This window comes from Rhodocyclus gracilis, from assembly GCF_009617575.1.
Lineage (GTDB): Bacteria > Pseudomonadota > Gammaproteobacteria > Burkholderiales > Rhodocyclaceae > Rhodocyclus > Rhodocyclus gracilis.
On the sequence record NZ_WIXJ01000001.1, the window covers coordinates 29,409 to 49,935 of the forward strand.

18 protein-coding genes are annotated in these 20,527 nt (G+C 66.1%); 8 read left to right on the forward strand and 10 right to left on the reverse strand.

All coding sequences use genetic code 11. The features are described 5' to 3' along the window. Positions 1-13 precede the first annotated feature (13 nt). Positions 14-799 carry an amino acid ABC transporter permease gene (locus GHK24_RS00195; protein ID WP_209022511.1) on the forward strand — a complete coding sequence of 262 codons (786 nt, stop codon included), beginning with the start codon at positions 14-16 and terminating at the stop codon, positions 797-799. A gap of 4 nt (positions 800-803) precedes the next feature. Here GHK24_RS00195 and GHK24_RS00200 read toward each other — a convergent pair whose 3' ends face one another. The 3 genes from GHK24_RS00200 to GHK24_RS00210 are packed head-to-tail and all read right to left on the reverse strand — an operon-like array spanning position 804 to position 6,681. Beyond that, positions 804-2,306 (reverse strand): efflux transporter outer membrane subunit, encoded by a 1,503-nt coding sequence (locus tag GHK24_RS00200; RefSeq protein ID WP_153467147.1) that lies wholly within the window; start codon positions 2,304-2,306, stop codon positions 804-806. A 1-nt stretch (position 2,307) separates the two neighbouring features. Further along, positions 2,308-5,475 carry an efflux RND transporter permease subunit gene (locus GHK24_RS00205; RefSeq protein ID WP_153467151.1) on the reverse strand — a complete coding sequence of 1,056 codons (3,168 nt, stop codon included), beginning with the start codon at positions 5,473-5,475 and terminating at the stop codon, positions 2,308-2,310. Positions 5,476-5,487: 12 nt separating this feature from the next. Beyond that, a complete protein-coding gene (locus GHK24_RS00210) occupies positions 5,488-6,681 on the reverse strand; it encodes an efflux RND transporter periplasmic adaptor subunit (protein WP_153467154.1) in 1,194 nt (397 codons plus the stop codon). A gap of 291 nt (positions 6,682-6,972) precedes the next feature. On the opposite strand from GHK24_RS00210, the gene GHK24_RS00215 reads away from it, so the two are divergent. After that, positions 6,973-7,614, forward strand: coding sequence for a TetR/AcrR family transcriptional regulator (locus tag GHK24_RS00215; protein ID WP_153467159.1), 642 nt, complete (start codon positions 6,973-6,975; stop codon positions 7,612-7,614). Between the two features lie 51 nt (positions 7,615-7,665). On the opposite strand, the gene GHK24_RS00220 is transcribed toward GHK24_RS00215, so the two are convergent. After that, entirely contained in the window at positions 7,666-8,529 is an 864-nt protein-coding gene (locus tag GHK24_RS00220; protein WP_153467201.1) for an SDR family oxidoreductase, read from the reverse strand. 87 nt (positions 8,530-8,616) lie between these two features. Here GHK24_RS00220 and GHK24_RS00225 point away from each other — a divergent pair, with 87 nt between their 5' ends. After that, the gene (locus GHK24_RS00225; RefSeq protein ID WP_153467204.1) at positions 8,617-9,138 is read left to right on the forward strand and encodes a winged helix-turn-helix transcriptional regulator; all 522 of its coding nucleotides are present in this window, start codon (positions 8,617-8,619) and stop codon (positions 9,136-9,138) included. On the opposite strand, the gene GHK24_RS00230 is transcribed toward GHK24_RS00225, so the two are convergent. From GHK24_RS00230 to soxR, 3 genes are all read right to left on the reverse strand, one after another. Beyond that, positions 9,135-9,449, reverse strand: coding sequence for a hypothetical protein (locus GHK24_RS00230; RefSeq protein WP_153467207.1), 315 nt, complete (start codon positions 9,447-9,449; stop codon positions 9,135-9,137). The genes GHK24_RS00225 and GHK24_RS00230 overlap by 4 nt on opposite strands. Positions 9,450-9,515: 66 nt before the next feature. After that, positions 9,516-10,106 carry an LOG family protein gene (locus GHK24_RS00235; protein WP_153467210.1) on the reverse strand — a complete coding sequence of 197 codons (591 nt, stop codon included), beginning with the start codon at positions 10,104-10,106 and terminating at the stop codon, positions 9,516-9,518. A 175-nt stretch (positions 10,107-10,281) separates the two neighbouring features. Beyond that, a complete protein-coding gene (gene soxR, locus GHK24_RS00240) occupies positions 10,282-10,743 on the reverse strand; it encodes a redox-sensitive transcriptional activator SoxR (protein WP_153467213.1) in 462 nt (153 codons plus the stop codon). Between the two features lie 124 nt (positions 10,744-10,867). Between soxR and GHK24_RS00245 the strand changes: the two genes are divergently transcribed. Genes GHK24_RS00245 through GHK24_RS00265 form a run of 5 tightly spaced genes read left to right on the forward strand, consistent with a single transcriptional unit; the run spans position 10,868 to position 17,986 of the window. Then, positions 10,868-12,013 (forward strand): efflux RND transporter periplasmic adaptor subunit, encoded by a 1,146-nt coding sequence (locus GHK24_RS00245; protein WP_153467216.1) that lies wholly within the window; start codon positions 10,868-10,870, stop codon positions 12,011-12,013. Further along, positions 12,010-15,102: an efflux RND transporter permease subunit gene (locus GHK24_RS00250; protein ID WP_153467219.1), complete on the forward strand. Its 3,093-nt coding sequence runs from the start codon at positions 12,010-12,012 to the stop codon at positions 15,100-15,102. Before GHK24_RS00245 ends, GHK24_RS00250 begins: the two co-directional genes overlap by 4 nt. After that, complete coding sequence (locus GHK24_RS00255) at positions 15,095-16,534, forward strand: efflux transporter outer membrane subunit (protein ID WP_153467221.1); 1,440 nt, start codon at positions 15,095-15,097, stop codon at positions 16,532-16,534. Before GHK24_RS00250 ends, GHK24_RS00255 begins: the two co-directional genes overlap by 8 nt. Positions 16,535-16,543: 9 nt before the next feature. After that, the gene (locus GHK24_RS00260; RefSeq protein WP_153467224.1) at positions 16,544-17,137 is read left to right on the forward strand and encodes a NapC/NirT family cytochrome c; all 594 of its coding nucleotides are present in this window, start codon (positions 16,544-16,546) and stop codon (positions 17,135-17,137) included. A gap of 51 nt (positions 17,138-17,188) precedes the next feature. Then, positions 17,189-17,986, forward strand: coding sequence for a DOMON domain-containing protein (locus GHK24_RS00265; protein WP_153467227.1), 798 nt, complete (start codon positions 17,189-17,191; stop codon positions 17,984-17,986). A 112-nt stretch (positions 17,987-18,098) separates the two neighbouring features. Here the strand turns inward: GHK24_RS00265 and map are convergent, their stop codons facing one another. From map to GHK24_RS00280, 3 genes are all read right to left on the reverse strand, one after another. Further along, the gene (map, locus tag GHK24_RS00270) at positions 18,099-18,911 is read right to left on the reverse strand and encodes a type I methionyl aminopeptidase (protein WP_153467230.1); all 813 of its coding nucleotides are present in this window, start codon (positions 18,909-18,911) and stop codon (positions 18,099-18,101) included. Further along, a complete protein-coding gene (locus tag GHK24_RS00275) occupies positions 18,911-19,156 on the reverse strand; it encodes a ParD-like family protein (RefSeq protein WP_153467233.1) in 246 nt (81 codons plus the stop codon). Before GHK24_RS00275 ends, map begins: the two co-directional genes overlap by 1 nt. Positions 19,157-19,282: 126 nt before the next feature. Next, a complete protein-coding gene (locus GHK24_RS00280) occupies positions 19,283-20,521 on the reverse strand; it encodes a uracil-xanthine permease family protein (protein WP_153467236.1) in 1,239 nt (412 codons plus the stop codon). Between the last annotated feature and the right edge of the window lie 6 nt (positions 20,522-20,527).

Genomic DNA, 20,527 nt, shown 5'->3' on the forward strand with positions numbered 1-20,527 from the left:
TACGGGAAATCGCGTGGTTCAGTTCTCGCCGCAAAGCCGCTTCAAGATTCGGGTAGCGCTCGTCTGGGGAACGCTGCTCACCGCCTTCGCCGCCTTTGTCGCCGGCTTCGATCTGCAGTTCTCGTTTGTCAGGGAAAAGCTGCCTTCCTTGCTCGGCCTGGAGCTGACGCCCGAAGGCATGCTGCAAGGCGTGCCCCTGACCCTGCTGGTCTGCGTCGGCGCCATGCTCATCTCGGTCGTCCTCGGGCTGGCTGCCGCACTGGGGCGCTTGTCGCACAGCGCGCTGGCGTATGGCATCGCGACCTTTTACACCTCGTTCTTCCGGGGCACGCCGTTGCTCGTCCAGATCCTGCTGATCTATCTGGGCATTCCGCAGTTGGGCCCGGTGCCGCCGGCCATCCCGTCGGGCATCATCGCCCTGTCGCTCTGCTACGGCGCCTACCTGAGCGAAATCTTCCGCTCTGCGATCACGGCCATCGCCCGTGGGCAGTGGGAGGCGGGGCGCGCCCTCGGGCTGACCGACCGCCAGATACTCGGCGAGATCATTCTCCCGCAAGCCCTGAAAATCGCCATTCCACCCAGCGGGGCGATGTTCATTTCCATGCTCAAGGACTCGTCACTGGTCTCCGTCATGGGCCTCTGGGAGATCATGTTCCTCGCCCAGAGCTATGGCCGCTCGTCGTATCGCTACATGGAGATGCTGCTTACGGCGGCCATCATCTACTGGGCACTGTCGCTGCTGCTTGAAATGCTCCAGGCGCATCTCGAACGTCGCCTGCACGGCAATCGGCCCGCCTGATCGTTCAGAACGCGCCGCCGCCCAGCGCCTTGTACAGGGTCACCTGATTGGACAACCCGGCCAGACGGACGCTGATCAGGTTCTGCTGCGCCGCGTACAGCGTGCGCTGCGAATCGAGAACGGCCAGATAGCTATCGACGCCGCGCTCGAACCGCGCCTGCGACAGCCGATAGCTCGCCGCGCTCGCCTCGACCAGCGCCTGCTGCGCCTGCGTTTGCTGGCGTAGCGGTACACCTTGCGTCAGCGCGTCGGCCACTTCGCGAAAGGCCGTCTGCACGGCTTTTTCGTACTGCGCCAGCGCGATCTGCTGATCGACCCGCGCCACATCAAGGCTGGCACTGAGCCGCCCGGCGTTGAAAATCGGCAGCGAGATTTTCGGAATGAAGCTCCAGCTCGCCGATCCGTCGTGGAAAAGCGCCGACAACTGATCGCTCGAATTACCGCCGCTGGCCGTCAACGTAATGCTCGGAAAGAAAGCAGCCCGCGCCGCACCGATGTTGGCGTTGGCCGCCTGGAGCTGGCGCTCGGCCTGCAACACATCCGGGCGGCGCTGCAACTGCGCGGACGGGATGCCCTCGGGAATCGGCGCGACGGCGGAGACGCTCGCCAGCGACTCCGTCTGCACCAGCGCCGGCGGAAAATCGCTGCCGACGAGCAAGGCAAGCGCATTGCGGTCGAGCGACACCTGTCCGGTGTAGCGGGCGACATCGGCACGCGCTGATTCGACGCTGGTCTGCACCTGGCGCACGTCCAGCTCGGAAGCGACGCCGAGTTCGAAGCGCCGCAGATTGAGCTGATACGACTCGTTCTGGCTGCGCAGGGTCTCTGCCGCCAGCGCCAGATGTTCGCGGTCGGCGGCAAGCGTGAGATAGGCGTTCGCCACCTCGGCGACGAGGCTGATCTGCGCGCTGCGCCGCGCTTCTTCGGTCGCCATGAAGAGATACAAGGCCTGTTCTTTCAGGCTGCTGATGCGCCCGAAAAAGTCCAGTTCATAAGCTGCAAAACCGAGTCCGGCGGTGTACTGGCGGCTGATCGCCGCCTGACCGGTCGACGACAGGCTGGCCGGTGTGCGCTGGCTGGTGCCGGCGATGGAGGCATCGATGGCAGGAAAGAGGTCCGCACGCTGAATCTGGTACTGCGCGCGCGCCTTCTCGATGGCGAGACCGGCGACGCGCAGATCGCGGTTGTTGGCCAGCGCCAGCGCGATCAGCTCACGCAGTTGCGGATCGGTGAAGAAGCTTTCCCAGCCGATGCTGGCGGCGGGCGCCGCCGTCACCTGAGTAGCCTCGCTGGCCGCGCCCTTAGCCTCCACCTCGCCACCCGACGCCTCGTTCGCGGCGACGCGTTGCGGTGGTGTAGCGGCGTCCGTTGCATTTGCCGCCGACGGCGCCTGCGCCGGCCATTGCGCCGGGATCGGCGCGGCCGGCGTGGCGTAGTCCGGCACGAGCACGGCGCAGCCGGAAGTCGTCAGGGCGGCGACGAGGCTCGCCAACAGGGTCTTGCGCATGCTAGTCATCCTTGCGCTCAGAATCGGCGCTGTCGTGGCGGGGCGTCGGCGTCACCGCCTTGCCCTTGAAAATGCGGCGAATGTTGACGAAGAAAAGCGGCACGAAAAGCACGGCCAACAGCGTCGCCGTCAGCATGCCGCCGATGACGCCCGTGCCAATGGCGTTCTGCGCACCGGAACCGGCGCCTTTCGCCAGCGCCAGCGGCAAGACGCCGAAGATGAAGGCCAGCGAAGTCATGATGATCGGCCGCAGGCGCAGGCGCACGGCTTCCAGACTCGCTTCGACGAGGCCCATGCCCTGCTCCATCAGTTCCTTGGCGAATTCGACGATGAGGATGGCGTTCTTCGCCGACAAGCCAATGGTCATCAGCAGACCGACCTGGAAGTAAACGTCGTTGGACAGCCCGCGCAGCGTCGTCGCCAGCAGCGCGCCAATCACTCCCAGCGGCACCACCAGCATGACCGCGAACGGAATCGACCAGCTCTCGTACAAGGCCGCGAGGCAGAGGAAGACCACCAGCAGCGAGATCGCGTAGAGCGCCGGCGCCTGCGCGCCCGACATACGCTCCTGATAGGAAAGCCCGGTCCACTCGTAGCCGATGCCGGGCGGCAGCTTGGCCGCCATTGCCTCCATCTGCGCCATGGCTTCGCCGCTGCTCAGGCCGGGCGCCGGCTGGCCGAGGATTTCGGTCGACGAAAGGCCGTTGTAACGCTCCAGTCGCGGCGAGCCATACGTCCAGTGCGCCGAGGCGAAGGAGGAAAACGGCACCATTTCGCCAGCGCTGTTGCGCGCATACCATTTGTTGAGGTCTTCCGGCTGCATCCGCGCCGCGGCGATCCCTTGCAGGAAGACACGCTTGACCCGACCCTTGTTGATGAAGTCGTTCACGTACGCGCTGCCCCAGGCCGTCTGCAAAACATCATTGATATCCGCCTGCGACACGCCGAGTGCGCCAGCCTTGGCCTGATCGATGTCGATCTTGTACTCGGGCGTGTCTTCCTGACCGTTCGGGCGCACACCAATCAGCGCCGGATTCTTCGCCGCCATACCGAGCAACTGGTTACGCGCCGCCATCAGCGCGTCGTGACCGAGGCCGCCGCGGTCCTCCAACTGCAAGTCGAAACCGCTGGCGTTGCCGAGTTCGACGACGGCCGGCGGCGCGAAGGCGAAGGCCAGCGCGTCGCGGAAACCTGCGAAATGCGCCATCGCCTTGCCGGCGACCGCCTCGGCCTTCAGTTCAGGCGAATGACGCTCGCTCCAGTCCTTGAGGTTGATGAAAGCCAGCGCGGTGTTCTGGCCGCTGCCGCCAAAGCTGAAGCCGACGACGGTGAAGATCGAATCGACCGCTTCTTTCTGGTCGGCGAGAAAGTGGTGTTCGATCCGCTCGACGACGCCAAGCGTGCGTTCCGCCGTCGATCCAGCCGGCAGGATGATGTCGGCCATCAGAAAGCCCTGATCCTCGTCCGGCAAGAAGGCGGTCGGCACGCGGGCAAAGAGTGCGCCCATGCCGACGACGATCAGCAGATAAACGAGCAGATAGCGCTTGCCACCCGCGAGGATGCGTCCCACGGCCGACTGGCTGACACGGTTGGTGCGTTCGAAGAGACGATTGAATCGGCTAAAGAAGCCAGCGAAAAGCCCGTCCTCGCCGGCGACGTGCCCCTTATCGACCGGCTTGAGCAGCGTCGCGCACAGCGCCGGCGTCAGCACCAGCGCGACAACGACCGACAGCACCATCGCCGAGACGATGGTGATCGAGAACTGGCGATAGATGACACCCGTCGAGCCGCCGAAGAAAGCCATCGGCACGAACACCGCCGACAGCACCAGTGCGATGCCGATCAGGGCGCCGGTGATCTGCTCCATCGATTTCTTCGTCGCTGCCTTCGGCGAGAGACCTTCCTCGCTCATCAGACGCTCGACGTTTTCGACGACGACGATGGCGTCGTCGACCAGCAGACCGATCGCCAGCACCATGCCGAACATGGTCAGCGTGTTGATCGAGTAACCCGCCGCCGCAAGCACGCCAAAAGTGCCGAGCAAGACCACCGGCACGGCGATGGTCGGGATCAGCGTCGCACGGAAATTCTGCAGGAAGAGGTACATCACCAGGAAAACCAGGACGATGGCTTCGAGCAGCGTCTTCACCACCTCTTCGATCGAAATCTTGACGAAGGGCGTGGTATCCCAGGCCATGACCGATTTGACGCTCGGCGGGAAAAACGGCGTCAGCTCCTTGAGCTTGGCCTTCACCGCATCGGCGACTTCGAGCGCGTTGGCGCCGGTGGCGAGCTTGACGGCGAGGCCGGTGGCAGGTTTGCCGTTGAAGCGGGAAACAACGTCGTAGGCTTCACCGCCGATTTCGACCGTGGCGACGTCACGCAGCCGTACCGTGGCACCACTCGGCGTCGTCTTCAGGAAAATGTCGCCGAACTGCTCCGGCGTCTGCAAGCGGCTTTGTGCCGTCACCGTCGCATTGAGCTGCTGCCCTTTCGGCGCCGGCAAGGCGCCCAACTGGCCGGCCGACACCTGCGCGTTCTGCGCGCTGATCGCGGCGCTCACATCGGCGGGCGTCAGGCTGAAATTCTGCAATCTGGCCGGATCGAGCCAGATGCGCATGGCGTACTGCGTGCCGAAAAGCTGCGTTTCGCCCACGCCGTTCACACGGGCGACCTGCTCCTGAACGTTGGCCGCGACGTAGTCGCTCAGATCGATGTCGGAGAGGCTGCCATCCTCCGAGAAAAAGCCGAGCACGAGCAGGAAGTTCGACGACGACTTCGACACCTGCACGCCGAGCTTCTGCACTTCCTGCGGTAGGAGCGGCGTCGCCAGCGCCAGCTTGTTCTGCACCTGCACCTGTGCGATATCGGGGTTGGTGCCAGCGCTGAAAGTCAGGGTGATGGTGACGGTGCCCGACGACTCGCTGGTCGACGCCATGTACGCCAGATGGTCGATGCCCTTCATCTTCTGCTCGATCACCTTGGTCACGGTGTTTTCGAGCGTCGCGGCCGAGGCCCCCGGATAGTTCGCCGTGATCGAGATGGCAGGCGGTGCGATCAGCGGATACTGGGCAACCGGCAACGAGCGGATCGCCAGCACGCCCGCCAGCATGATGACGATGGCGATAACCCAGGCAAAAATGGGCCGGTCAATAAAAAAACGGGACATGGTGACCTCGGCCTAGTGCTGCGCAGCAGCGGCCGGCGCGGCAGCCGAAACCGGAGTCACCAGAGGAACGGCCTTGACCGGCGCCCCCGGCGCAATCTTCTGCAAGCCGTCGACGATCAGCGTATCGCCCGCCTTGAGACCGTCGCTAACCAGCCATTTATCACCCACGACGCGGCGCGTGGTCAGCGTGCGCAACTCGGCCGTGCCATTGGCGCCCACCACCAGCGCCGTCGGATTGCCCTTGGTGTCACGCGTCACTGCCCGCTGCGGCGCAAGAATCGCCTGTTCGTCGACACCTTCTTCGAGCAGCGCACGCACGTACATGCCGGGCAGTAACTCGCCCTTCGGATTCGGGAATACCGCGCGCAGCGTGATGGTGCCCGTGCCCTTGTCGACGGTGATGTCAGAAAACTGCAACTTGCCGTCGAGCGCATAGGTGCTGCCGTCTTCGAGCAAGAGCCTGACGACGGCGTGCGAGTCGCCGGAACGCTTTAGCTTGCCGCTGGCAAACTCCTGGCGCAGACGCAAAAGATCGGCGCTCGACTGGGTGACGTCGACGTAAATCGGGTCAAGCTGCTGCACCGTCGCCAGCGAAGCGTCCTGATTGGCCGTCACCAGCGCGCCCGGCGTCACTGTCGAACGACCGATGCGCCCGGCAATCGGCGACACCACGCGCGTATACGCCAGATTGACGCGCGCCGTATCGAGCGCCGCCCGCGCCATCGCCACCTCGGCCTGCGCCTGCTTGAGCGCCGACTGACTGTCGTCGTAATCCTGCCGGCTCACCGCCTTGATGGCGACCAGCTCCTCGTAGCGCGAGGCCTTGTTGCGCGTGCTGTCGAGGTTGGCTTCGGCCTTCTCCAGACTCGCCTTGGCGCTGTCGAAGGTAGCCTGATAGGTATTCGGATTGATCTGATAGAGCGGCTGCCCCGCCTTGACCTCGCCGCCCTCGGTAAAGAGGCGCGCCTGGATGATACCGCCAACTTGCGGGCGCACCTCGGACACCAGATACGGCACCGTACGCCCCGCCAGTTCGGTCGTCAGCCGCAGCGGCTCGGCTTCGATCTTCAGCACGCCCACCTCCGGCGGAACCGCCGCCGTGCCCGCTACGGCGGCTTCCTGCTCACCGCAGCCGGAGAGCGCCAGGCCGGCGAAAAGCAGCGCCACAGCGCTCGCCGTTGCGCGTTGATTGACCGAAAACTTCATGACAGACCTTTCGTACGGATATCCGGGCCACGCCCGGGCGGAGAGGCAAATGCCGAAAAACGCTGAGTCGTTCCCGACAGTTCTCGACACGCTGGCAGCGGGCTTGGTTCGAGAAGCGAGCCTCTGGGGAATCTCTCGGCTCGTGAATCGATGAGTTCGTACATCGCACCTATCGCTGGCGCATCGCCCGAGCCGAGAATGAACATTCATTCTAGATAGAACGTTCATTCTAAACTATACTTCCCCGCACTGGCAACCTTGAGGCCGGCAGCCGATCAGCGGAGAACCACCATGACCCAGACGCCCACGTCCGATACAACTCGCGCCGATATGCGCAAGGCGCAGGTATTGAAAGCCGCGAACGAATGCTTTCGGCGGCAAGGATTCCACAACACCAGCATCGTCCAGATCTCGAAGGCGGCCGGCATGAGCGTCGGCCACATCTACCACTACTTCGAGAACAAGGAAGCGATCATCGCCGGCATCGTCGAGCAGGATCTCCTGCAGATCCTGATGTTCTGCCAGCGCATCCGCAAAGGTAGCGGCGGCGGTGACCTCATCGAAGCCATCGTGAACGACGTCGATTACCTCGAGCAGGACCTGAACGACCAGAACATTCCGCTGACGCTCGAAATCGTCGCCGAGGCGGCGCGCAACCCGAACGTCGCCCGGATCATTCAGGACGCCGACGAAACGGCCCGCCTGCGTTTTCGCGAACTGCTGGCGGAAGCCCTGAAACTGCGCGGTCTGGAACTCAGTGAGCGCGACATCGAAGGGCCGCTGGAAGTACTTCTGGCGTTCTTCGAAGGCTTCGCCATCCGCATCATCCGCAATCCAGGCCTCGACCCGAACACCTGCCTGCCCGCACTGCGCAGCGTCGTTCGCCACCTGCTCGAAGAAGCCGTCAGCACGGCCCAGCAAGCCGCCGCCTAAGCCCCCCCGCTGCCCCCACCGTGCGGGCGGGGGCGCGTCTTTGACGCCCTCTTACGCGATCTGCTGCAAAGCGGTCTTGATCGATGCCGCCAGCGGTGTCGTCGGCCGACCGATCAACTGGCTCAGTTGCCGCGAGGCATCAAACAAGCCGCCCCGGGCCGCGCCGGCATCCGAGTCGGCAAGCAAGGCGGCCAGCGCCGGAGGAAGCCCGGCGCCTTCCAGAGCCGCCTTGAAATCCGCCTCGCTAAGATTGACGTAAGGAATGCTCTTGCCCGCCTGCGCGCTCAGTTCGGCGGCAAACTCCGTCAGCGAGTAGGCCTCGTCACCGGCAAGTTCATAGACCTTGCCCGCCTGTTGATCGCTGGCGAGAACGACGGCCGCCGCCTCGGCGTAATCGGCGCGCGCCGCCGACGCAATGCGCCCCTCGGCGGCACTGCCGATGAACGCGCCGTGTTGCAACGCGGGCGGGATGCTCGCGACGTAGTTTTCGCTGTACCAGCCATTCCGCAGCACCACGCAGGGCACGCCAGACGCCGCCAGCAGAGCTTCGGTCGCCACATGCTCAGCGGCCAGACCGAGCGGCGAGCGGTCGGCGTGCAGCAGACTCGTGTAGGCCAGCAAGGACACGCCGGCGCGCCGGGCGGCATCGATGACGTTTGCGTGTTGGGCCGTGCGCTGCCCAACCTCGCTCGACGAGACAAGCAGGACTTTATCCGCGCCACGCAAGGCGGCGTCGAGCGTTGCCGGCTGCGTGTAGTCGGCTTGCCGAACCTGCACGCCGAGCGCCGCGAGGTCGGCGACGCGCGCCGGATCGCGGACAGCGGCGACCAGCTGCGCCGGTGGCACCTGACGGGCGAGAAGGGCGTGGATGACGAGGCGACCCAGTTGGCCACTGGCTCCGGTGACGACGATCATGAGGGCTGTCCTTTGGGCGTTGGCAAGAAGAAGTGCCAGAATAGCGACCAAACTTACTTTTTGTAAGTACGCACCTAAAGGTTAGTGATGAACGAGAACACAACCGACGCCTGCGCCACCGAGCCACGCCTGACCCTCAGCGAACACATGCGGCGCGGCAACCTTTTCGCCGCGCAATGTCCTTCGCGCGAAGTCCTCAAGCACGTCACCAGTCGCTGGGGCGTCCTTGTTCTCGTCGCGCTGCTCGACGGTACGCACCGCTTCAGCGACCTGCGCCGCAAGGTCGGCGGCGTCAGCGAAAAAATGCTCGCCCAGACGCTGCAATGGCTGGAAGGCGATGGGTTCGTGCAGCGCACCTCCTACCCGGTGGTGCCGCCCCGCGTCGAATACACCCTGACGCCCTCTGGCGAAGAAGTCGGCCGGCGCGTGCAAGGTCTGGCGGACTGGATCGAACTCAACCTGCCGCACGTCCTGCACACGCACCAGGTGCGAGCCAAGGCCGCGACGAAGAGCGACGAGGCCAGCCCGGCAATTCCTGCACTGGCGGGCAAACCCAAGGCCGTGAGCGTCGCCGAGCCCGGCGCCAGGCACGCCGCCGCAGACCGCTAGCGAATTCTGCCGGGAGGCCGGTTGCAGCAGGCGCCGTTGGCGGGCGCGGCGGCGTTGGCAAGCTCGTTGCACTCCAGGTATTTCCAGAAATCACGGGCGATAGCATGCAGCCCGGCGCGAAAGCGCACGCCCTCCTCTTCCGCCATCGCCTCGATGTGCGTGAGGGAAATGCGGCGCAACTCGTAATCGACACGCAAGCACGGCGAGGCGACGACGACGTCCTGAACCCCGGGGCTAGCCCGCAGGCGCTCGCACAAACGCGCAATGGCAGGCTCGCTGCCATGGGCAATTTTCAGCACACGCTGTTTCATGGTGGAACGCTTAGCGGACCAACAACTCGCCGCCCCGGATGGCCTGATCGGCGCGCGCAGCCCGGCTCATGGCGCCGGTACCTCACGCCATTTCTTGGCCGGCGCCACGTAGTGCGCAAAGCCGTGCAGGATTTCCGCGGGCGTTTGCGCGACGACGAGCATGTCGAGGTATTCGCGGCGCATGAAGCCCTCCCCGCTCATGTGCTGCGCCATGGCGAGCAGTGGATCAAAATAGCCCGCAACATTGAGCAGGCCGCAGGGTTTGGCGTGCACACCGAGCTGCGCCCAGGTCCACTGCTCGAACAGTTCTTCGAGCGTTCCCGCGCCACCCGGCAAGGCAACGAAAGCGTCCGACAGCTCCGCCATGAGCGCCTTGCGCTCGTGCATCGACCCGACGACATGCAAGTGGCTCAAGCTCTTGTGGGCGATCTCCCGCTCCACCAGCGCTTCGGGCATGACGCCCACCACCTCGCCGCCCGCCGCCAGCGCAGCATCCGCCACCGCCCCCATCAGCCCAACGCGGCCGCCGCCATACACCAGACGAATTCCCCGCTCGGCCAGCAAACGGCCGGTTTCACGGGCTTTCTCGTCGTAAATTGCCTGCGTACCGGAACTCGAACCACAAAATACCGCGACCGCGCTCACTTTATCGTTCATGACCTGTTGAAATTTCCGTAAGCCCACATAAGCCCGCTTAGCCCCATTCGTACCGCCCTTCTATGCCGCAACGAGCGCCCAGAAGGCCGGCGCGACGCGGGGCTGCGAGAGGCGAATCATAGCTGCGCGGTGGCGTTTCCGCGCACCTTGGCCGTGTACGAGAAGGCGGCTTCCCCTAAGGCCGTTCGAGAATCCGCGCGCCCGGCCCTTTGCTGCCCAGCGAGTCGCCGGGATTGCGCAAGGGGCAATCCTCGAGCGACAAGCAACCGCAGCCAATGCACTGATTCAGTTCATCGCGCAGCCGGGTCAGTCGCTTGATGCGCTCGTCGAGATCGTCGCGCCATTCGGAAGCCAGAGTCTTCCACTGCGCAGCACTGAGCTTGCTGCCGGGCGGGTAACGGCGCAGCGCCTCGCGAATTTCCTCCAGCGGAATCCCAGTGCGCTGCGCCACCTTGATCACCGCGATGTAGCGCAGAACGACCGGCGCGTAGCGGCGCTGATTGCCTTCCGTGCGCACGCTCGTGATCAACCCGCGCGACTCGTAGAAGTGGATCGTCGACACCGCGACGCCGCTGCGGCGGGCGATGACACCGATGGGAAGCAGTGGAGGCGCGCCGGCAGGATTTTCTTTTGTCATGTCTATTGACCTCAAGTTAAGTTGAGGTTTTATAGTCTATCCCAACCGACGGGCGGTTTGAGAAAAAGCCCGCGGCATAAGTTCCGTCAGGGAACGCGTCATCCATTGTCGTCGGGAGCAAGACATGCAGGACTCCTCGCAACACCCCGCGTCGAGCGCGGCTGGATCGTGGCGTTCGCTCGTCATCGCAGGGTTGTTCCTCGCCGCCGTCGCCGCCGGGCTGTGGGCATGGCGGACTCAGCACAATAGCGGCCACGGTTACACGACGCCCGGCGCCATCGACGTTGTCGCGGTGCAGCTCGTCACTGAATCCGCGCCGGACACGCTCAGCGCCTTGGGCGAACTGCGCGCCGTACGTCAGGTAAGCATCGCCAACGAAATCCCCGGCCGCATCGCGCGCATCGAGTTCTCGCCCGGTGAGAGCGTCAAGGCCGGCGCCCTCCTCGTCGAGCTCGACGATGCCAGTGAACAGGCCAATCTGCTGGCCGCGCAGGCCAGCGCGCGCTTCGCACAGCAGCAGTGGGAGCGCGCCAGCGAACTGGCGGAGTCGGGCGCCGTCGCCCGGGAAGTGCTCGAGCAGCGCCGTGCCGAGCGCGACCAGAGCGCGGCGCAAGTGCTGCAACTCGAGACGCGCATCCGCAAGATGCACGTTCGCGCGCCTTTTGCCGGCGAACTCGGGCTGCGCCAGGTCGATATCGGACAGTACCTCAACGCCGGCGACAAGCTCGTCACGCTGACCGATCTCGACTCGCTGTATGTGAACTTCGACGTGCCTCAGCAGGCGCTCGGCCGCCTGCGCGTCGGCCAGCACGTCGCAGTGCGCAGCGACGCGCCGGGCGCCACGCCGCTACCGGCACGCATCAGCGCGATCGAGCCGCAGGTCGGGCGCGACACGCGCAACGCCACGGTGCAGGCGACGCTCGCCAATCCGCAGCGCGCGCTGCGCCCCGGCATGTACGTCACGGTCGCCGTCGAGCTGCCGGCCGAAGCCGACGCACTGTTGATCCCGGCGACCGCGGTGCTCACTTCGGCCATCGGCGACGCCGCCGTCGTCGTACGCGATGTCGACGCGCAGGACACCGGCAAGGCCGAGATCGTGCCAGTCACGCTCGGCCGGCGCATCGGCGACCGCGTGCTGGTCAAACAGGGGCTCAAGGCTGGCGACCTCGTCGTCAGCGAAGGCCAGTTGCGCATCCAGCCGGGCGCCGCCGTGCATCTGGTGCATCCGCCGGCGCGCCCAGCCGCCGCGCCCGCCGGGAGCGGCCAATGAGCTGCACCGACCTGTTCATCCGCCGGCCGATCCTGTCGGTGACGCTGAGCCTGCTGATCCTGCTCACCGGTATCGCCGCGCTGTTCGCGCTGCCGATGCGCCAGTACCCGAAGATGGAAAGCGCGACCATCGTCGTCGACACGCGTTTTCCCGGCGCGACGCAGGAGGTGATGCAGGGCTTCGTGACGACGCCGATCGCGCAGGCCATCGCCACCGCCAACGGCATCGAATACCTCAGGTCGACCTCGACCACCGGCAACAGCCAGATCAAGGCCAAGCTGGTGCTCAACGCCAATGCCGACCGCGCGATGACCGAAATCCTCGCCAAGGTGCAGCAGGTGAAATACCGCCTGCCGCAAGGCGCCTACGACCCGGTCATCGAGAAGATCACCGACGGCGTTTCCGCCGTGCAGTATCTGGCCTTCGTCGGCGAGCAGCAGAGCATCGCGCAGATCACCGACTTCGTCGCGCGCGTCGCGCAGCCGCTGATCACCTCGGTGCCGGGAGTCGCTTCGACCGAACTGCACGGCAGCCAGACCTTCGCCATGCGCCTGTGGGTCGATCCGCTCAAGCTGGCGGCGCACGGTCTTTCTGCCAGCGACCTGCTCGCCGCGCTGCGCAGCAACAACGTGCAGGCGGCGCCGGGCGCGCTGAAGGGCGCCGAAACGCTGATCCCGATCACCGCCGCCACCGATCTGCGCAGCGTGCAGGCCTTCCGCGACATGGTGATCAAGCGCGCCGACAACAGCGTCGTGCGCCTGTCGGATGTGGCGACGGTCGAACTCGGCGGCCAGAACTACGACAGCAGCTTCCTCAACGACGGCAAGCTTGCCGTGTCGCTGTCGGTGGCGCCGACGCCCGACGGCAATCCGCTGACCATCGTCGCCGGCGTCAACGCGCTGCTGCCCGAGCTGCAACGCGCCGCGCCGCCGGGCCTGCAGGTGGTCAACTCATTCGACACCGCGCGCTTCGTGCACGCGTCGATCGACGAAGTGATCCGCACGCTGCTCGAAGCGATCGTCATCGTCGTGCTGGCGATCTTCCTCTTCCTCGGTTCGCTGCGCGCGGTGCTGATCCCGATCGTCACCATTCCGCTGTCGCTGGTGGGCACGGCGGCACTGATGCTGGTCTGCGGCTTTTCGCTCAACCTGCTGACGCTGCTGGCGATGGTGCTGGCGATCGGGCTGGTGGTCGATGACGCCATCGTCGTCGTCGAGAACATCCATCGCCACATCGAGGACGGGCTGTCGCCGCCGCGCGCGGCGCTGGTCGGCGCGCGCGAGATCGTCACGCCGGTGATCGCGATGACGATCACGCTGGCCGCGGTCTATGCGCCGATCGGCCTGATGGGCGGACTGACCGGCGCGCTCTTCCGCGAGTTCGCGTTCACGCTGGCGGGTTCGGTGATCGTCTCCGGTCTGATCGCGCTGACGCTGTCGCCGATGATGAGCAGCTACCTGCTCGGCGCACGCGTCGCGGAAGGGCGCTTCGCGCAGCGCGTCGAACAGGCGATGCACGGGCTGGCGCAAGGCTACGACCGCCTGCTCGGACACACGCTGCACGCGCGCTCGGGCGTGCTGCTGGTCTGCGCCGCAGTGCTGCTCGGCATCGTCGTGCTCTTCCTCGGCGTCAAGCGCGAGCTGGCGCCGCGCGAAGACCAGGGTTACGTCTTCATCCAGACCAAAGCGCCGCAGTACGCCAACCTCGCCTACACCGAGCGTTTCGCGCACGATGTGCAAGGCTTCTTCCGCGCGCTGCCCGACTACGCGACGAGCTTCATGGTCAACGGCGCCGGCAGCCAGAACATCGGCTTCGGCGGCGTCGTGCTCAGCCCATGGGCCGAGCGCCAGCAGAGCGCCGATCAGGTGCAGAACACGCTGAACGGCCGCGCGCCGGGAATCACCGGCGTCTCGCTCACCGCCTTCCAGCCGGCGCCCCTGCCGGCGGGCAGCGGCGGCCTGCCGGTGCAGATGGTGCTGCGCGCGCCCGACGATTTCCCGGCGCTCTACCGGACGATGGAGGAGATCAAGAGCGCGGCGCGCAAGAGCGGCCTCTTCGCCTTCGTCGAGAGCGACCTCGCTTTCGACAGCCCACAGGCGCGCCTTGCGATCAACGCCGCCAAGGCCGGCGAGATGGGCGTGTCGATGAGCGCCATCGCCGACACGCTGGCGACGCTGGTCGGCGAGGCGACGATCAACCGCTTCAACTGGTTCGACCGTTCCTACGACGTCATCGCACAGGTGCCGCAAGGCAAGCGCCGCGCGCCCGACGACCTCGCCGGCTACTACGTGCGCGCGCAGTCGGGAGCGCTGGTGCCGCTGGCGACGCTGGTCGAGGTGCAGGTCAGGCCGGCGGCGAACCGCCTGCCGCAGTTCAACCAGATGAACGCGGCGACGCTGTCGGGCGTGCTGCTGCCCGGCGTCACCATGGGCCAGGCCGTCGACTACCTCGAGCAATTGCCGCTGCCGGCCGGCGCGCGCATCGACTGGCTGTCCGACAGCCGCCAGTACGTGCACGAAGGCAATCGGCTGACGCTGTCGTTCGCGTTTGCGCTGGTGGTGATCTTCCTCGTGCTGGCGGCGCAGTTCGAGAGCCTGCGCGACCCGCTGGTGATCCTGGTGACCGTGCCGCTGGCCATCTGCGGCGCGCTGACGCCGCTGTGGCTCGGCTACACCACGCTCAACATCTACACGCAGATCGGCCTGGTGACGCTGATCGGGCTGATTTCCAAGCACGGCATCCTGATGGTCTCGTTCGCCAACGACATCCAGAAAAACGAGGCATTGCCGCCGCTCGAAGCGATCCGCAAGGCCGCCGTGATCCGCATGCGGCCGGTGCTGATGACGACGACGGCGATGATCGTCGGCCTGGTGCCGCTGCTCTTCGCCAGCGGCGCCGGCGCCGGCAGCCGCTTCGCGATCGGCATCGTCGTCGTCAGCGGCATGCTGATCGGCACCTTGTTCACGCTGTTCGTGCTGCCAACGATCTACAGCCTGCTGGCGCGCGATCACCATGCCCACGCCAGCTCGCTGCGCGCGCGCGAACTCGCCGACGCGCCAGCGACCAGCGCGGAGCTGCGCCATGCGTGAACGCCGACTCGTTCCGCTGGCGGCAATCGCGCCGACCCTGCTGCTCGGCGCCTGCGCCGTCGGCCCGCACTACGTCGCGCCGCCGTTGCCCGCATCCGCCGCGCAGCCCTTCATCAGCGCCGGCGCAACGGCGAGCGCCGCGCCGCTGCCCGAGCGCTGGTGGCGGCTGTACGACGACCCGGTGCTCGACGCACTGGTGCAGCGCGCCTTCGCCGCCAATACCGATCTGCGCATCGCCACCGCCAACCTCGAACGCGAGCGCGCGGTGCTTGCCGCCGCCGCAGTCGCCCGCCTGCCGGCGACGCAGCTCAGCGCCGCGCGCACCGACGGCGACAACACGTCTTCAAGCGGCAACGGCAGCGTGCTGCCGCAGCGGCAATGGACGACGAGCGGCGGCCTCGCCGTCGCCTGGGAAGTCGACCTGGCGGGCCGCGTGCGACGCCTGGTCGACGCGGCGAACGCCGACGTCGAGGCGGTCGCGGCGGCACGCGACGGCGTTCGCGTCGCCGTCGCCGCCGACACCACGCGCCAGTACCTGGTCGTCTGCACGCTCGCCGAATCTGTGGCGGCGGCGCAGGAGTCGATTGCCGTCGCGCAACAGACGCTCGCGCTGAGCGAACAGCGTGAACGCGCCGGCGCCGCCGCGCGCCTCGAGGTCGAGCGCGCCGCCGTGATCCGGGCCAATGCCGCAGCGGCGCTGCCGCCGCTTGCAGCGCGCCGGCACAACGCACTGCTGGCGCTGGCGGCCTTGCTCGGCGGCACGCCGGCCGACATTCCGCCGGCCGCCGCGGCCTGCGCCAAGGCGCCGCCGCTGGCCGCGCCGATTCCGGCAGGCGATGGTGCTGATCTACTGCGCCGCCGACCGGACATCCGCCAGGCCGAACGCCGGCTGGCGGCGGACACCGCGCGCATCGGCGTCGCCACCGCCGACCTCTATCCGCGCATCTCGCTCGCCGGCGCCGGCAGCTATGCGCAGCGCGCCGGCCAGAGCAACGACAGCTGGAGCTTCGGCGTCGGCCCGCTGCTGTCGTGGAGCTTCCCCAACATCAGCGCCACGCGCGCGCGCATCGGCCAATCCGAGGCGCAGAGCCGGGCGTCGCTGGCGGCCTTCGACGGCAGCGTGGTGAACGCGCTGCGCGAGGCCGAGCAGGCGCTGTCCAGCCTCGACGCCGAACAGCAGCGCCAGAACCGGCTTGCCGAGGCCGAACGGCACGCACGTAGCGCCTACGCGCTGGCCGAGGCGCGCTATCGCGCCGGCAACGTCTCGCAACTCGAACTGCTCGACGCCAGCCGCGAGGAGATCGCTGCCCGCTCGACGCGACTGGAATCGGCGGTCGCGCTCAACGGCGCGCGCATCGACGTCTTCCGCGCGCTCGGCGGCGGCTGGGAAAGCGACAGCGCAGCCCCCTCAACTCATCCATCGACGCCCTGAAAGACCGCCATGCCGAACGCTGTTTCCCGTTTGCTCAATTTCCTCCGGACCACCCTGCTGCGCCCGTCGGTGCGCTATTCGCTGCTGGCACTGCTTGGCACCGGTTTCATCACCGGTATCGCCTTCATCGGCGGTACGCACTACACCTTCGAGGCGACCAGTTCACCCGGATTCTGCGCCGATGCCTGCCATGAAATGGCGACGGTGGCTGCGGAATACCGGCAAAGCGCGCACTACAACAACCGCAGCGGCGTCCGCGCCGACTGCGCCGACTGCCATATTCCCAAGCCGCTCGGACCGAAAGTGGAAAAGAAGCTCCTCTCGGCCAAGGAGCTGTGGGGCAAGATCACTGGCACCATCAACACACCCGAGAAATTCGCCGCCAAGCGCCTCGAACTCGCGCAGCACGAATGGGCGCGCATGAAGGCGACCGACTCGCGCGAGTGCCGCAGCTGCCATCAGGTGCAGGGCATGTCGGCCGACAAGCAGACGCCGCGCGCCAGTGCCATGCACGCGATGATCGGTCAGGACGGTCAGAGCTGCATCGACTGCCACAAGGGAATCGCCCACCAGCTGCCCGAGAACATTCCCGACGGTGAATGAGGCCCACGCCGCTCACCGCCACCCCTTGCCAATCTCGTGAAAGGAAGCCTCATGCAGCCATCGACCCGCCTCGCCCGCGTTCTTCCGCTCGTTCTCCCGCTCGCGCTCGCCTGCGGCGCCGCGTTTGCCGCGCCCGACTGGAGCAAGATTCCGGCGCGCGAGATCACGGTGTTCCACGCCGGCGCAACCTCGTTCGAGTGGATCGGCAGCGAGCACCCCGGCGCCAGCATCGTCAAGGCCGGGCAGCCGTGCATCATCTGCCACGAAACGAAGAAGGGACTCGACTACACGGCCAAGAAGCTGGCGGCGCGCGAACCCGACGCGCAGGCGATGCCGAAGACGGTGAGCTTCCCGGTGAGCGTGCAGGCCGCCGTCGAGCAGGGTACGCTCAATGTGCGTCTGTCCTTCATTCCGCCGGCCGACGCCAAGGCCGGCAACGACGCCGCCAACGAACTCAAGGCGGCGATCATGCTGCTCGACGACAAGGTGCCGCAGGCCAACCTGGCCGGCTGCTGGACGAGCTGCCACAAGGACATGCGCGGCATGCCCGGCGGCGACGCCAAGAAGGGCAAGTACGTCAGCGCCGGCAGCTTCGAACTGCTGCAGTGGAAGAGTGGCAAGACGCTGGCGGCGCTGCCGGCCGGGGTCAAGGTCGACAGCGGCAAGGACGGCGCCAGGACCACCGTCACCTTCACGCGCAAGCTCGGCGGCGCTGTCGTCGAGGGACGCAGCGTTCCTTTCGGCATCGCCATCCACGCCAATCGGGCGGCCGGCCGCATGCACTATGTCTCGCTCGGCTACCGGCTGGGCATCGGCGCCGCCGGTGAAGTGCAGGCGGTAAAACAGTAGGCGGACTCAGGCCACGAAAAAACAGCGGGCCAACGGGTTAGTCTCCCCCGTTGGCCCGCTGTGGCATCACCGAAGCTCAGCGCAGCGCGAACAAAGCTGCCAAAGACAGCCGCTAGGCCGTCGCCCCTGCGGAAACAATCGGCGGGTAATCGCCGTAGCCATCGGGCCAGGGCGTGAGGATCTCCGAGCCGGTGTCGGTAACGACCACCATGTGCTCCCACTGCGCGGAAAGCGAACGGTCCTTGGTGATCACCGTCCAGCCGTCGGGCAAGGTGGCGATGGCCGCTTTGCCGGCGTTGATCATCGGCTCGATGGTAAAGATCATACCCGGCTGTAGCGTCAGACCGGCGCCCGGACTGCCGTAGTGGCAGACCTGCGGATCGTCGTGATAGGTCTGCCCGATGCCGTGACCGCAATACTCCCGCACGACGCTGAATCCCGCCTTGTGCGCAACGGTCTGGATGGCGTGACCGACATCGCCGAGCGTTGCCCCCGGCCGCACCTGCCGGATGCCCGCCAGCATGGCCTCGTAGGTCGTGCGCACGAGACGTCTGGCAAGAATGCTCGGCTCGCCGACGAAATACATGCGGCTGGTGTCGCCGAACCAGCCGTCCTTGATGATGGCGACGTCGATATTGACGATGTCGCCATTTTTCAGTTTCTTGTCCGACGGAATACCGTGGCAGATGACGTGGTTGACCGAGGTGCACACCGTCTTCGGGTAGCCGTGATAACCGATGTTGGCAGGGATCGCGCCTTGCACGTTAACGATGTAGTCATGGCACAGGCGGTCGAGCTCGTCCGTCGTCACGCCCGGTTTGACGTGTTCGGCGATCATGTGCAGGACATCTGCGGCCAGTTGGCCGGCGCGACGCGCCATGGCGATCTCGGCGGCGGAACGCAGGGGAACGTTAACGGCTGCCATCACGCAGCCCTCGCCGGTAGCGGCGTCGCGAGGACGGGCGCTAGCGCAGCAGACTCGGCAAAGGCTGCGGGACCGGCCTGAATGAGCAACTGGCAGATCTCGCCATAACGCAGGCCCGGATTCAACTCGGAGAGCATCCCGACACGCAGCCAGTGCTCGGCCTGCGCGTTGATCGAGCGGCTCAGGGCGCCGCTCGCCAGACGCAGGTTTTCATGCATCTGCTCGGATATTTTGACGATTCCCAAGGTTTCACCTGTATATGTAACGTAGTCGTTCCGTATACTAGCGAAGGAGAGGCCGTCGACCCAAATATTTCGTCTCGCCGCCATGACACGCGAAGTGGCGAGGCCCGCCAACGAGTCCGGCGCCGGCTAGCCTTCCGATAGCGGCCTTGGCTCGGCCGGCAGCAGCAGATTCAGCGCCACGGCGAGTACGCCGCACAGGCTGATGCCCTGCAACGAAAAGCTGCCGATATGCACGCCCAGACCGCCAATGCCCGTCACCAGCGTCACCGAGACGATGCAGAGATTACGGGCGCTGGAGAGATTGACGCGGGCATCCATCAGCGTTTTCAGACCGATGCCGGCAATCGAGCCAAAGAGCAACACCATGATGCCGCCCATGACCGGCATCGGGATCGTCTGCAACAGCGCGCCGAACTTGCCGACGAAGGCCATCAGGATGGCGAAGCCGGCGGCCCAGGTCATCACCACCGGGTTGTAGTTCTTCGTCAGCATGACGGCACCGGTGACTTCGCCGTAGGTCGTCACCGGCGGGCCGCCAAACATTCCGACGATGTTCACCGCCAGGCCGTCACCCAGCAGCGTGCGATGCAAGCCTGGATCCTTGGTGTAATCCTTGCCGCTGACCGAGCCGATGGCGAGGACGCCGCCGACGTGTTCGACAATGGGCGCAATGGCCACGGGAATCATGAACAGGATCGCCGCGACGTTGAATTCTGGCGTCCCCAGGCTCGGTGCCGCGATCCACGGCGCGTTGATCACTTTGTTGAAATCGACGATGCCGAGCATCAGCGAAACCGCGTAACCGACGGCCACGCCAACCAGAATCGGCACCAGCTTCAGCAAGCCCTTGGCGCGAATTGCCGTGAGCATCGTCGCCAGCAGCGACAGCGCGGCGACGGCGATGGCCGTCTCGTACGGCACCACCTGCTGATCGCCCGCCTTGCCGCTCGCCATGCTGACCGCCACCTGCGCCAGTCCAAGGCCGATCACCATCACTACCGGCCCGATCACGACGGGCGGCAGCAGATGGTGAATGAGCCCGACGCCGCGCCATTTGACGAGCGCCGCCGCAACGTAATAGAAAAAACTGGCTGACGCGAGCGCCCCCAGCGTCGCCGGCATCCCCCACGTCTGCACCGAGTAAATGATCGGCGCTATGAACGCAAAGCTGGAGCCGAGGTAGATCGGCACCTGTCGTTTGGTGACAAGCTGAAAGATCAGCGTGCCAACACCCGCGCCGAGCAGCGCCAGACTCGGATTGAGCCCGGTGAGCAAAGGCACCAGCACCGTCGCGCCAAAGGCGACGAAGAGAATCTGCGCGCCCGAAAGCGCGGTTCGCCAGACGGGATCGGGCGCAGCGCTCATGCCTGC

Excerpts from the sequence above, each read along its gene's own strand:
- GHK24_RS00200 (WP_153467147.1), bottom strand. The coding sequence starts at position 2,306 with ATGCGCAAGACCCTGTTGGCGAGCCTCGTCGCCGCCCTGACGACTTCC.
- GHK24_RS00205 (WP_153467151.1), bottom strand. The coding sequence starts at position 5,475 with ATGTCCCGTTTTTTTATTGACCGGCCCATTTTTGCCTGGGTTATCGCC.
- GHK24_RS00210 (WP_153467154.1), bottom strand. The coding sequence starts at position 6,681 with ATGAAGTTTTCGGTCAATCAACGCGCAACGGCGAGCGCTGTGGCGCTG.
- GHK24_RS00215 (WP_153467159.1), top strand. The coding sequence starts at position 6,973 with ATGACCCAGACGCCCACGTCCGATACAACTCGCGCCGATATGCGCAAG.
- GHK24_RS00220 (WP_153467201.1), bottom strand. The coding sequence starts at position 8,529 with ATGATCGTCGTCACCGGAGCCAGTGGCCAACTGGGTCGCCTCGTCATC.
- GHK24_RS00225 (WP_153467204.1), top strand. The coding sequence starts at position 8,617 with ATGAACGAGAACACAACCGACGCCTGCGCCACCGAGCCACGCCTGACC.
- GHK24_RS00230 (WP_153467207.1), bottom strand. The coding sequence starts at position 9,449 with ATGAAACAGCGTGTGCTGAAAATTGCCCATGGCAGCGAGCCTGCCATT.
- GHK24_RS00235 (WP_153467210.1), bottom strand. The coding sequence starts at position 10,106 with ATGAACGATAAAGTGAGCGCGGTCGCGGTATTTTGTGGTTCGAGTTCC.
- soxR (WP_153467213.1), bottom strand. The coding sequence starts at position 10,743 with ATGACAAAAGAAAATCCTGCCGGCGCGCCTCCACTGCTTCCCATCGGT.
- GHK24_RS00245 (WP_153467216.1), top strand. The coding sequence starts at position 10,868 with ATGCAGGACTCCTCGCAACACCCCGCGTCGAGCGCGGCTGGATCGTGG.
- GHK24_RS00250 (WP_153467219.1), top strand. The coding sequence starts at position 12,010 with ATGAGCTGCACCGACCTGTTCATCCGCCGGCCGATCCTGTCGGTGACG.
- GHK24_RS00255 (WP_153467221.1), top strand. The coding sequence starts at position 15,095 with ATGCGTGAACGCCGACTCGTTCCGCTGGCGGCAATCGCGCCGACCCTG.
- GHK24_RS00260 (WP_153467224.1), top strand. The coding sequence starts at position 16,544 with ATGCCGAACGCTGTTTCCCGTTTGCTCAATTTCCTCCGGACCACCCTG.
- GHK24_RS00265 (WP_153467227.1), top strand. The coding sequence starts at position 17,189 with ATGCAGCCATCGACCCGCCTCGCCCGCGTTCTTCCGCTCGTTCTCCCG.
- map (WP_153467230.1), bottom strand. The coding sequence starts at position 18,911 with ATGGCAGCCGTTAACGTTCCCCTGCGTTCCGCCGCCGAGATCGCCATG.
- GHK24_RS00280 (WP_153467236.1), bottom strand. The coding sequence starts at position 20,521 with ATGAGCGCTGCGCCCGATCCCGTCTGGCGAACCGCGCTTTCGGGCGCG.